Origin of the sequence: Chryseobacterium taiwanense (assembly GCF_000813825.1) — a bacterium.
Classification (GTDB): domain Bacteria; phylum Bacteroidota; class Bacteroidia; order Flavobacteriales; family Weeksellaceae; genus Chryseobacterium; species Chryseobacterium taiwanense.
In genome coordinates, this window is record NZ_JWTA01000005.1 from 330,811 (window position 1) to 343,332 (window position 12,522).

Consider the following 12,522-nt stretch of genomic DNA (forward strand, 5'->3'; position numbering starts at 1 on the left):
AATGTAGCGTAAGCGAAATGATCTGATGTTTTGATCAGAGATTTTCCTTCGTCAGAATGACAGATGAGATGTTAAAATTTAATGATAAAATTGAAAAAACTATTATTTATATTTTGCTTTTTGATCTGTGCGAATGCTTTTTCACAGATACTTTCTTCCAGTGTAGAGAAGAAAACCATTGCTTTGGGAGAAGTGAATCATATTGTTATAACGATTAACAATTTAAATGACAAAAAGGTTTCTGCGGCTCCTGAAAATGAGCTTTTGCCTTTTCATTTTGAAGAAGTAAAAGACAGTATTGCTCAGACTAAAGATATTTATTACCGAAGAATCGAATTTGCAGTATTTGAAGAAGGAAGTTTTAAAATTCCCGAACTGGAATTCAAGGTAGACGGAAAGATTTTAAAAACCATTCCTTATGAAATAGATGTCATTAATACGGCAAAAAAAGATGACCAGATCAACGATATCATGCAGAATAAGGAGGTTAATCTGGAAGCTAAAGATTATTGGGAGCTTTATAAATGGTATATTTTAGCTGGTTTGTCCGTCATTGCTTTAATTGTTGCTATTGTCATGTTCATTAAATGGGGTAGGAAAGCAAAAGATTCACCTGTAGTCGCGACTAATCAAACCTTGAAGGAGCTTGATTCTTTAAAAAAGAAAAAATATGTAGAAAGTGGGGATTATCGTTCGTTCTATGTTGAACTGATTGATATTTCCAGAAAATTTATTTCCAGACAATATCGTTTGCCTGCAGATGTTTTGTTAACGGATGATTTAATTGATTTAATGAAAAAAAATAATACCATTTCTCAGGAAAACGAAAAAGTAGTGGAAGATGTATTCTTGCGCGGAGACTTGGTGAAATTTGCTAAAACCTTTCCGGATAAAGAGATGATGGAAAAAGACTTTACGGATATCAGAGAGTTTGTAAAGCGTTCGTCAAAAGATTTGGAATTTGAAAACTTGAGAAAGGATGCTTGATTTTGAATTTTATAGTCCGTGGTTTTTGCTTCTTTTTTTACTGTTCATTCCTCTTTTATTCAGAGACATCAGCAAGCAGAAAAGAAAAGGAATTAAAGTTCCTACGGTTAAAAATATGGGCGAGAACAGCGGTATTCTGCCGGTGCTCTTTTTACTGAAAATATCGAAGTATATTATTCTTTCTGCCTTAATTATTGCCATGGCAAGACCAAGAACTTTTACCATTTCTCAGGATAGAGATGATACCAAAGGAATTGATATTATGCTTTCGGTGGATGTTTCTTTGAGTATGCTGGCAAAAGATTTAACGCCGGATCGTTTAACGGCTTTAAAGGATATTGCTGTTAAGTTTGTTGAAAAACGTCCGAATGACAGAATTGGGTTGGTTGCTTATTCAGGAGAAGCGTTTACTAAAGTTCCTGTAACTTCCGATCATCAGGTTGTTATCGACGAACTGAAAAATCTGAATCCGATGGAACTTCAGCCGGGAACAGCAATTGGAGAAGGACTTTCTGTTGCTGTGAATCACCTTAAAAACAGCAAGGCGAAAAGTAAGATCATTATTTTGATGACGGATGGAGTTAACACTATAGAAAATGCAATGCCACCGCAAATTGCTGCTGAGTTGGCTAAAAATAATAACATAAAAGTATATTCAATAGGAATTGGAACCAACGGATATGCTCTAATGCCTACACAAACCGATATATTCGGAGATTTGGTGTTCACGGAGACCGAAGTGAAGATAGACGAACCGGTTTTAAAAGATGTTGCACAAATGACAGGAGGTAAGTATTTCAGAGCAACTTCAAATTCTGGATTGGCAGAAGTATATGATGAGATTAATCAATTGGAGAAATCAGATATAAAGGTTTCAAAGCTGTACAACTATGAAGAATACTTTAAGTTCTTTCTTTGGATAGCTTTGGGAATGCTTGTTTTTGATGCTTTGTTGAGATGGGTATTTTATAAATTTTTAAGCTGATGGATTGGTATTTAGGAAATTACTGGTATTTGTTGTTGCTGCTACTTTTGCCGTTTCTAGCAATATTGCTGATCCGTTTTTTAAAATGGAAAAAGAAAAAAAGAGAAGCTTTTGCAGAGCAACAGTTTCATGAACAATTGTTTGAGAAAAATTCAGGATTTACAAAGTTTTTCCCTGTGCTGTATCTTTTAGGGACTTTATTTCTCATTTTTTCGATTATAGATCTTTTAAGCGGTTCTAATGAAGTTGAGACCAAACAAAGACTGAATAATGTGATCTTCATGCTGGATGTTTCCAACTCGATGAATGCAGAAGATGTGGAACCCAACCGTTTGATGGAGGCTAAAAATGTAATCGTAAATACCATGCAGAAGATGAAAAGCGACAAAGTAGGTGTGGTAATCTTTGCGGGGGAAGCAACTTCTATTATGCCTTTAACGACCGATTATTCTTCTGCGGAAACTTATATTAACGGTATCGAAACTAATTCTATGCAGGTTCAGGGAACAGACTTTCTAAAAGCAATGGAAGTCGCTGTAGATAAGTTTAAAAACGTGAACAAAGGAGCCAGAAAAATAATCTTGCTGAGTGATGGGGAAGATAATGAAGGAAATGATGCTGCCGCGATACGATTGGCGAATAAAGAAGGGATTGCTGTAACCACTGTAGGAATCGGTACAGAAGAAGGAGCTCCTGTTCCTGAATATTCTTTTGGTCAGTTGATGGGGTATAAAGCTGATATGAATGGAGAAACGGTCATTTCAAAAAGACAAACGGAAGCTTTACATAAAATAGCTCAGTCGACAGGAGGTGATTATATCGATGGAAATAATATCAATGAAACACCTGATAAAATAGCCGATGTTTTGAGTAAAAAATCATTCTCATCAGAAACGTTGGTGAAATCTCAAAATGCAAACCATTATTATCAATATTTCTTAGGTTTTTCAATTTTATTTTTCTTTTTAATTTATATATTTAATCCTAAAAGAGATTTTAATGTTTAATTTTCTATTTAGTTTACAGTTCGTTAAGCCATACTTTAACCCAACTTTAACAAATTAGAATCTGTTTATTAACATATAAAGGAATAATTTTGCAATTGATGAATACTAAAATCATTTTTTTATCGTTTGTACTTGTCTTTACGTTTTCAGGCTGTTTATTTGGGCAGGAAAGCTACAGAACTTTAGTGTACGAAGGCAATCAAAAATTTAATGATAAAAATTATGAGGGTGCATCTTCCAAATATATGGAAGCCGTAAAACAAAACAATAAAGATTTTACAGCTCATTATAATATGGGAAATGCATTGTATAAGAGCAAAAAATATGAAGAGGCAAAGGCAGAATTTGAAAAAGCAAAAGCGCTTTCTCAGACTCTTCCCGATAAAGCAGCGGCTCTACACAATTTAGGGAACACTTATATGCAGATGAACCAGCCGGAAAAAGCGGCAGACTATTATAAGCAGTCCTTAAAGCAGAATCCTAAAAGTGAGGCAACAAGAAAAAATTATGAAATTGCTAAACTGAAGGAGAAAGAAAACCAACAAAAGAAAAACCAGCAGAATAACTCAGGCAAAGGAGGCGGTGGTGAAAACCAAAAACAAAATGATGATCAAAACGGAAATCCTAAAGATCAAAAGCAAGATCAGGGAAAAGGCCAGCAAAATAAAGGGAAAAATCAGGAAGGAAACAGTCCTGATCAGAACCAGAATAATGAAGGCAAAATACCAAAAGATCTTGAAAATGCCATATTAGACAAAGTAAGCGAAAAAGAAAAAGAAACCGCCAGAAGAATTTTAAATAAGAATTCTTATTCGATGCCGCAAAGCAACGAGAAAGATTGGTGATGAAGCAAAAGCTTATCTACATATTACTACTATTTACTTCCATAATTTCTTATGGACAGGTAAATCTTTCTCTAGAAACTGATAAATCTGAATATAACGGAAGAGATATTATCAATCTTACAATTGTATTAGAACTTAACGGAGGAGATTTGGAACAGCAATCAGTATTTCAGTTACCGGATCTTTCCAAATTTACGATCATAGGTAGTGGTTCTGTAACCAATAGCTTTATGGATCCTGTCACCAATACAGTGATCACCGAAAAGATTACCCGATTGGCTCTTGAACCTAAAAAGAAGGGTAAAATTAGAATCGGATCAGTTCTTGTTACGGTCAGCAACAAAATTTATAAAACAGAGCCTTTTGAGATTGTAGTAAAAGATATTGATAAAAAATCATCGGTACATGCTGCAGCGCAGAATGATGTATTTCTGAATATGGAGATTGAAGATAGAGAAGTCTATCAGAATCAACCTACCATTGCGGTATTAAAAGTATATTCCAGAAATATGGATAACCTTAGAAAGGTTAAAAATATACAGCTTCCTGAACAAGGAAATCTTAATGTACATCCGGTACATTTTAGAAAATCAGAAATCGATCCTTCTGACATGGGAGGAAATATGGCTTCACAGGTGATTGCCGTTTTTATGGTTTTTCCTAACGAAGCCGGATATGTAGAAGTACCTGCAGTTTCAGCTTCTGTAAACACACTTGCTCATAAAAATAAAATACTTTCCAATAAAGTAAGGCTCAACGTAAAAAAGCTTCCGGAAGGCTCTCCTGAAAGTTTTAAAAATGCAGTTGGAAACTTCAAGGTAGATATTTATTGTCCGACTAAAGAAAAAGCTGAGGTTAAAAAACCAATGCATGTAGTTGTAAAAGTTTCGGGTGAAGGTAATCTTAGCGATATGAAACTTCCGGGTATTGAAGCTTCTCCGGATTATGAGTTCTTTAATCCAAAAATTACTTCAAAAGTTTATCCCGGAAAAGTGGGAATGAAAGGCGAAATTTTTGCGAATTATATTGTCATTCCTAAAAAGCTAGGAACAATTTCTATTAAAACAGAAGATTTCTCATTTTTTGATCCAGGAAAAAAAGAATATGTTGAGGTTCCTTCTGAGTATTTAACTACCCACACATTCTCTCATGAGCAGGTGCTGGAATCGCGTACAACGGTAGAAAAAGTAAATGAGTATACCAACAATTTTTTAGAAACGGTAAATACTCCGGTTTTAAAAACCAATTCATTTAAAGTAAAAGAAAAGAACAAGTTCAACTGGAATGTTTTGTTTGTGAATGCTGTTATTCTGCTAAGTTTATTAGTGGCTTATCTTTTATTTAGAAATTGGCAAAAAAAACGTTCTTTGGTTACTAAAACAACATCTTCCGAGTCTTTGGGTTCCGTGGCAGAAACAGAAGAAGAGATTCGTACCATGCTGAAAACAGATATTACAGACTATTTCAATTATTTGAAAAACCTGAAAGAAAATAATGACCATGCTAAGTTTTTTGAAACGGTAGAAGAACTTGATGCAGAAGTTAGAAACCAATATTTCCAAAGTTCTTCAAAGGATTTTATTCAGTTTTTAGAAAATTACAAAGGTTCTCATATTGCCGAGGAATATAGAAAGTTATCTCAAAAAATTCAGGTTGAGAAATATGCTCCAGTGAAATCTGAGGAGGGAATTGATGAGCTGTTTAACACAATTGTTAATTTATATTCTAGTATTAGCAAATAATTAATTATTTTTCATATTTTTGCGAAATTCTTAATTTGATATAATGGAAGTATTTGAACATTTTTCTATTAAAGAGATTATTACCTGTTTTATGGTACTATTTGCTGTGATCGACATCATAGGTTCTATTCCTATTGTGGTAAGCTTACAGCAAAAATTTGGTCAGATTGAAGCCAGAAAAGCATCCCTTACTGCAGGTGGAATTATGCTGGTCTTCCTTTTTGTGGGAAACAAAATCCTGAAATTTATTGGAGTAGATGTGAATTCATTTGCAATTGCAGGGGCATTTGTCATTTTTATTATCGCTCTGGAAATGATTTTAGGAATTGAGATCAATAAAACTTCAGAAGCAAAATCTGCGTCTATTGTTCCGATTGCTTTCCCGTTGGTAGCTGGAGCCGGAACTTTAACGACGACATTATCTTTAAAAGCTGAATTCCATGATATTAATATTATTTTTGGAATCATTCTCAATACAATTTTCGTATATTTGGTGCTGAAATCTGCTACTTGGCTGGAAAAGAAAATGGGGGAAGCAACATTGGCTATTTTACAGAAAGTTTTTGGAATTATTCTTCTAGCAATTTCAATCAAATTATTTACCGCAAACTTTGCCCAATTGGTGCAGAATTATATTAATTTTTAAAAATTATGCAGAAGTTTTATAAAGTATTTTTGATCGTTTTCGTTATCATTATCGGAATCAATGTATATGCAATAGATTTTAACACAGACCTTTTATCTGAAGATAATCTGAAGTTTGTATTCTCTATTGGAGCAGGTGTTATAGGGTTGATATTACTTTTTGTAATGAATACCTGGAGTAAAGTTGGAGTAAGAAAATAATTATTTTTAATTATACTATCAAAATATAAACCTCTTTCAATCTGAAAGAGGTTTTTTGTTTATTATGATCGCTAAAGTATAAAGTTGTCATTCTGAATGAAATGAAGAATCTCACTCAATCTTGGCATGCAGATTTTGACAAGTATAAATTTAAGAAATGACAAGATTCTTCAGCACTGCTTCGGATTTCAATTCAGTCTCTATCCACTCTTTTTCTGGATTGCTTTGTGCTGTAATTCCGCCTCCGACAAAAAGATGGATGGCATTCTTATACAGCTTAGAACAACGTAGATTAACAAAATATTGGATACTTTCTTCGGTTTCTATTTTGATGTAACCGGCATACAATTCACGCGGAAATTTTTCCAGTTTCAGAATGTTTTCTTTACAAAAATCTTTAGGAATACCACAAACAGCCGGAGTAGGATGTAATTCCGAAATGATTGTATCTAAATCTTCTGGTTGTATTTTTGTTTTAAAATCGGTTCTTAAATGCTTAATATTTCCCGAAATATGATCATAGGTTTCTGATTCTTCAAGAGTCTCAGAATACTTCTTTAAAATGTTTCTTATATAACTGGAAACCGGTTTTTGTTCTTCGATTTCTTTCTCGGTCCAGTTTTCAGAAACGGGAAGAGTTCCTGCAAGGCTCATGGTTTCAAAAGTGTGGGTTTTCTTATTGAATTTCCCTAATACCTCGGAAAAAGCACCCATCCAAGAAGTTTCACCATTGATAAAGATATACCTGAAAGCATTTGGATAAGAATTGCATAACTTTTTAAAACTTTCTTTAAGATCTATTTGATTGAAATCTGTGAAGATTTTTCTTCTGGAATACACCAGTTTTGGAAGCTGTTTTTCTTTGATAACACCAATTACCTTATCCAGATGATGTAAATATTCGTCTTTAGTTTCTGCAATAAAGTGGTTGCTGTCTTCAACTAAAAGATCATTCGAAATTGTTGTAAGATCAAATTTTTCCTGATGTATTTCGATAATTTTCCCGTTAAAATCGATTTGCCTTAATCCATCAAAAGAATAAAAATTTACATTATTTTCGTTTGAATTTTCGTCTGTAGAATATAACTTTTCGTCGAATGGAAATTTGAAATAGATCATTATTGTACCGCTTTTCGAAAATCAGGGCTTAGAAATAGAATACATAATTCCAAAGTTGATTTTGCTTTCTGCAAAGGTATTATTAGTCTTAAAAATGTCAAAATCAAACGAGCTGTTTTTTAACGAAAAATTTTTCATTTTTACCCTTTGATATTCTGCAGATAAGAGAAATCGATTAAAAATTCGGTATTGAAGTCCCAATGAAAAGCCAAAATTAGTCTGATTGGTTTTAAAATCTTCCATTTTGTTGAGAACATTATTTTCAGGAACTAAAAACTGCATTTTGTAGATGCTTTTATTAATTAAAATTCCTGCAAAAGGTCTGAATTTTTTCCATTCATAGGCAACTTTTAATTGTAAAGCGTATTCAAAGTGTTTATTATTAAATCGTTGAAATAATAAAGGTTGCTGATCTGAAGTAAAATAAAACCCATTGAGATAGGTATCTTCTTTATTGGCATCGAGATCAAAGGTTGAACTCCAATGATAAACATTTGCCGAAAGTATTAATGACAGAGGAAATGAGAAAAAGTTTTTTGAACCCCAAATTCCTATATTTTCTCCAAATTGTTGTTTCTTTCCTGAAATTTCTTGTGCTAAATCTGTGTCTTTTAAGCCTATTCCGGCTTCTATTCCATATTGAAATTTGTGAAGAAGTTTGCGTTTTATTTTTTTCTCATTCTTTTGTTTGTTAGTGTTTTCGGTATAAGAATCTTTTATTTCTCTTTCAGAAACAGCTAATGGAGGGATAACTAGGTTTTTTGATTGTATTTGTATAGGTTTCTCAATATAAACCGTATCGTAAACAACCACTTTTTCATATACATATACCGTATCCACTTTTCTCTTTTTTTGTGCTAATGAAAAGTTGATGATAATGAGGGAAAAGAGTATAAATATCTTTTTTAACAGCATGGTTTGATTAGTTATCTTTCTACAAATATAGTATCTCTCTGAATGATCTTTTTTACCACAATTACTTTGTGGGAAACAGGTTCCACAGAATCTTTTTTTATTATAGGTTTTGAAGATACAACGTTTTTTGCTTTGATAGAAGGGAGGTTCTCTGATTTTGTATTTTCAGGAGTCTCTGAACTTGATTTTGGAGAAATTGGAGTATCGCTTAAAGCTTCTTCAGGATGTACTTTATGGTCATAGTTAGGCTTAATATCATTGATTGATCGGTCTCTTTCTTCTGATTGAGAATTTGAGGTATCGGAATTAAATGTCTTTATTAATGAGTTGTTGGGAACGAAAAATAAAACCGATCCGATAATAATGATGAAGAAAGTACATCCAATAATTATTTTTTGCTTCCAGAAATTAGCTGAAGAAAATGAAAGGTTATTCATTGAAATGTCAGATGGAATTTCAAAGTTTTTGGAAGGTGAAATTGAAAAATCTGAAAATTGAGTTTGAAAGGTTTGCGCCCACAATAATCCGCCAAATCCTAGGAAAATTAAGAACTGTGCCGTTTTATTTTTTTGAGTTTCTTTGGTCACGAAATGGGTAACCAAATAATTCTGAACAAATTTTTTCGCTCTCATTAAATGTGACTTGGAAGTGTTGACAGGAATTTTCAAGAGACTTGAAATTTCTGCGTGAGAATAGTTTTCAATATAATATAGGTTGAAAACCGACTTGTGATGAGAAGGCAAATTATCAATAGATTGTAAGAGCTCTTCTCTTGTGAAATTGTATGCTAAAATGTGCTTTGTTTCGTCAATTGCAGATGTTGTCATTTCGGTAAATGTATCCGGGATTTCTGATGGTTCTATATTGATATAAGTATCTTTTGTGGTTTTTCGGATAACCTGTAATGCATTATTGACTACGATTTTTTTCAACCATGCAAAAACGGCTTTTTCATCTTTCAGCTGGTGATTTTTTTGAATAGCCATAATGAAACTGTCCTGAAGAATATCTTCTGCTGTCTGTAGATCTGTGATATATCTACGACAAATCCCCAAGAGTTTTGGGGAATGGTCGAGATAAATTTTTTGCCAGTTTGTTTTTGTCATTGATTTAATTTTCTACTACATAGATAGCATTGAAAGTTCCGGTAAAATTTTGAGAACTGTTTTGTGTACTCGTAATAGTTTGCGTTTCTACACCATTTATAAATACTTTTCCGTTATAGGTCGTATTATTAGTATTACTATATTTAATGATATAGATATTATTGTTTAGCACAAATAAATCCTGTATATAAGCTAGAGTAGAGAAGTTCGGAGTAACTGTTGCTGTATTTTTGTAATAACTATTTCCTTGGTTGTAGTATATTGTATACAAATCACTGGTATGGATGTCTGATGCAATTTTTCCAAAGATAGGAACCGGGTGGCTGTAAAATCCGATTAATGTTTCTACGTTAGTAGATAAATTTTTAGAATAAAAACTGGCATTTTTCTGAAATAGAAGGTGTAATCCGTCATTATTTTTCGTAAAATTAAATACATATGTTGGCTGATTTAGAGAATTGAAAGTGGTATTCTTAAAATAACCTCTATCTGTGTTTTGGTTATTGTCTGTAATTCTAGCCGACACATATACATCTGTACCTATTGTTGAATTGGTTGCTGCTATTCCTTCTGCTGAAGGAGTATACTGGCTTTTGTAAAGAATAGTTTTTACGCTGTTTTTCCAATAACAAAGTTCATATTTATCAAAATTGCTTGTAGCTGCTGGATTTTCAACATATCCTGAGAAATAAATATCATCATTGTTGACTGTAAAACTTGTAATTTCACTTAACCCAGTATTGGGTAGATTAAGGTATTGCTTAATCTCATATCTCGTTCCGTTTTTCCAGAAATAATGAATAGGCTTGAGTGCAGTGGGGGTTGATCCGTTAGTTCCGGTTACATATACATTGTTGTTCTGAACTATGATTTCCAAAGGATTTATATTATCTCCATTTGTAAGATCTGTTTTCACGTTGTTTTTCCAATAACAAGCCTTGCTGTTTTCTCTACCGGCAATGTATACATCATAAGAAGTGTTCTTTTTCTCAAGCACTTCGTCGGTAGTATTATCACTACAAGAGAGTACAAAAGTTAATAGTAAAATAAAAGGTAAAATTAAATTCTTCATAGGTTATTTTTTATTTTTAAGATACAGAAATGTGAAAAAGTTGCAGTGGATTTTAATAAAATACTACAGGTTTTAAAATTTTAGGAATTTTTACGATGTGATAGGGTTGTGTTATAACAGAAGTTGTGTTTCCTTGTAATAGTTTTTCTATATCTACATTGATGCTTTGAGCAGCCTCATCGATTGCCATAATATCTATAGAATGTCCTCCGTTGTTATACACCTGATCGAATGCTACAATCAACATATACTGATTAAAATCGATATTGATTTCCGTAAAACCTCCTGAAACATTATAAGTACTGTCTAAAGCTGCAAGGAAGTTATTCCATTGTGTTGTGCTGGTAATCGCTATATTCTGTTGTGGCATCGAATGAGACGATATCGTACCTTTTCCAATAAGCTGGCTGGCTATGGGAATGCTAACCGTAGCGTTTTCCTCCTCTTCATGACAAGACGACATGAAAAGCACTGAACTTATAAAAGTTAAAAGTAGAATTTTTTTCATATACATAAATTTAAAGTTTTATATCATTAGGATGAAAAAAATATAAAAGGTTGCAGTAAGGATATAAAAAAAGACCCAAAAATTTTGAGTCTTATCTATGTTGTATGAAAGTTTCTTATCTATTGATAATGGTATTGGTCATTGTAGTATGGCTTACCAATTGATCTTTTTCATCACGAATTTCGATTTCTGAGACATGCATGCTTCTGCCTTTTCTGATAAAACGGGCGACAGCAGTTACGAGACCGTCTTTTTTGCTTCTTAAATGGTTGGTATTAATATTAGTACCTACACCATAATATTTCTCTCCGTCAATAAAAATATTAGACAGGCTAGAACCCATTGTTTCAGCTAAAACACAACTTGCTCCCCCATGCATAATTCCAAAAGGTTGATGTATTCTTGGTAGAACGGGCATGGTTGCCGTTAATGTTTCATTTTCAAGATCAATATCTGTAAATTGTATTTCCAGGGTTTTTGCAAATGTTTCGCCACCCCAGTTATTTATAAATGCTAATATTTCTTCTTTGGTTTTATCTTTAGTATACATAGTGATATGAGTGTTTTTTTGTTGATGAAAAGTAAAAAGTAAAAAGTAAAAAGTAAAAAGTAATTTTGCTTCTTGCTTCTTGCTTCTTGCTTCTTGCTTCTAGCTTCTAACTTCGGAATCCGTTCCCATAATATTTGGATTCCAGTTTTCAGGAATTTTTGGTACAATATCATTTTTGATATAGTAGTTCTGAATTTCTTCCATGATTTCTGAAAAAGGAACAGAGGCTATTCTCTCGTAAGGAATAGTATATCCCAAATAAACAATATTTCTTTTGAAATCTCCAGCAGCCAAAACGATAGGAACTTTTGCCGCTAAAGCCATATGATAAAATCCTTTTCTCCATTTCGGAACCCAGCTTCTTGTTCCTTCCGGAGTGATGACAAGACTGAAGTCATCTTTTTCAAATTGTTTTGCTACGAAATTTACCAAATCATTTTTTTGGCTTCTGTCGATTCCGATTCCACCTAAACCTTTTACAATACTTCCGTACCATGCTTTTGTATGGGCATCTTTAATGATGATTTTTAATGGTTTTTTCAATGACCAATAGGCAAGGTTTCCCAAGATATATTCCATATTGTGAGTATGGGGTGCTACAACCAGAATACACCTGTTCAGGCTGTTTACATCGCCTTGTAAAACGACTTTCCAACCCATTATTTTTAGCATCAGTTTACCGATAAGCTTTCTCATAGTCTTCGTATTAAAACAAAAAAGTATAACCAAATATTGGTTATACTTTACAAATATATTGAAATATTATCGCTCTTAAAATAAACTGCTGATTAAATCAACGATTTTCATTACAATTTCTAATGCTAGCTGTACCATGGTTAA

14 protein-coding genes are annotated in these 12,522 nt (G+C 33.0%); 7 read left to right on the forward strand and 7 right to left on the reverse strand.

The window, feature by feature from the left end; translation table 11 throughout:
• Positions 1 to 90: 90 nt before the first annotated feature.
• The 7 genes from RM51_RS08080 (at position 91) to RM51_RS08110 (ending at position 6,412) form a co-directional block, all read left to right on the forward strand.
• Positions 91 to 987: a BatD family protein gene (locus tag RM51_RS08080; protein WP_394330995.1), complete on the forward strand. Its 897-nt coding sequence runs from the start codon at positions 91 to 93 to the stop codon at positions 985 to 987.
• A complete protein-coding gene (locus tag RM51_RS08085) occupies positions 980 to 1,972 on the forward strand; it encodes a VWA domain-containing protein (RefSeq protein WP_039367284.1) in 993 nt (330 codons plus the stop codon). The genes RM51_RS08080 and RM51_RS08085 overlap by 8 nt, the downstream gene beginning before the upstream one ends.
• Entirely contained in the window at positions 1,972 to 2,979 is a 1,008-nt protein-coding gene (locus tag RM51_RS08090) for a vWA domain-containing protein (RefSeq protein WP_039367287.1), read from the forward strand. Before RM51_RS08085 ends, RM51_RS08090 begins: the two co-directional genes overlap by 1 nt.
• 98 nt (positions 2,980 to 3,077) lie before the next feature.
• Positions 3,078 to 3,824 (forward strand): tetratricopeptide repeat protein, encoded by a 747-nt coding sequence (locus tag RM51_RS08095; protein WP_039367290.1) that lies wholly within the window; start codon positions 3,078 to 3,080, stop codon positions 3,822 to 3,824.
• Positions 3,824 to 5,566, forward strand: a complete 1,743-nt coding sequence (locus RM51_RS08100; protein WP_039367293.1) for a BatD family protein — start codon at positions 3,824 to 3,826, stop codon at positions 5,564 to 5,566. The genes RM51_RS08095 and RM51_RS08100 overlap by 1 nt, the downstream gene beginning before the upstream one ends.
• Before the next feature lie 43 nt (positions 5,567 to 5,609).
• Positions 5,610 to 6,212 (forward strand): MarC family protein, encoded by a 603-nt coding sequence (locus tag RM51_RS08105; protein ID WP_039367295.1) that lies wholly within the window; start codon positions 5,610 to 5,612, stop codon positions 6,210 to 6,212.
• A gap of 5 nt (positions 6,213 to 6,217) precedes the next feature.
• On the forward strand, positions 6,218 to 6,412 hold the full coding sequence (locus RM51_RS08110) for a hypothetical protein (protein ID WP_039367297.1): 195 nt from the start codon (positions 6,218 to 6,220) through the stop codon (positions 6,410 to 6,412).
• Positions 6,413 to 6,562: 150 nt separating this feature from the next.
• Here the strand turns inward: RM51_RS08110 and RM51_RS08115 are convergent, their stop codons facing one another.
• From RM51_RS08115 to RM51_RS08145, 7 genes are all read right to left on the reverse strand, one after another.
• A complete protein-coding gene (locus RM51_RS08115; RefSeq protein WP_039367299.1) occupies positions 6,563 to 7,531 on the reverse strand; it encodes a chorismate-binding protein in 969 nt (322 codons plus the stop codon).
• Positions 7,532 to 7,552: 21 nt separating this feature from the next.
• On the reverse strand, positions 7,553 to 8,371 hold the full coding sequence (locus RM51_RS08120) for an outer membrane beta-barrel protein (protein ID WP_131667057.1): 819 nt from the start codon (positions 8,369 to 8,371) through the stop codon (positions 7,553 to 7,555).
• Between the two features lie 86 nt (positions 8,372 to 8,457).
• Entirely contained in the window at positions 8,458 to 9,552 is a 1,095-nt protein-coding gene (locus RM51_RS19075; protein ID WP_052248437.1) for an RNA polymerase sigma factor, read from the reverse strand.
• 4 nt (positions 9,553 to 9,556) lie between these two features.
• Complete coding sequence (locus RM51_RS08130; RefSeq protein WP_039367305.1) at positions 9,557 to 10,624, reverse strand: hypothetical protein; 1,068 nt, start codon at positions 10,622 to 10,624, stop codon at positions 9,557 to 9,559.
• A gap of 52 nt (positions 10,625 to 10,676) precedes the next feature.
• A complete protein-coding gene (locus RM51_RS08135; RefSeq protein WP_131667058.1) occupies positions 10,677 to 11,132 on the reverse strand; it encodes a protease complex subunit PrcB family protein in 456 nt (151 codons plus the stop codon).
• A gap of 115 nt (positions 11,133 to 11,247) precedes the next feature.
• Complete coding sequence (locus RM51_RS08140) at positions 11,248 to 11,682, reverse strand: PaaI family thioesterase (RefSeq protein WP_039367312.1); 435 nt, start codon at positions 11,680 to 11,682, stop codon at positions 11,248 to 11,250.
• Positions 11,683 to 11,781: 99 nt separating this feature from the next.
• Positions 11,782 to 12,378 (reverse strand): 1-acyl-sn-glycerol-3-phosphate acyltransferase, encoded by a 597-nt coding sequence (locus RM51_RS08145; protein WP_039367317.1) that lies wholly within the window; start codon positions 12,376 to 12,378, stop codon positions 11,782 to 11,784.
• Positions 12,379 to 12,522 lie beyond the last annotated feature (144 nt).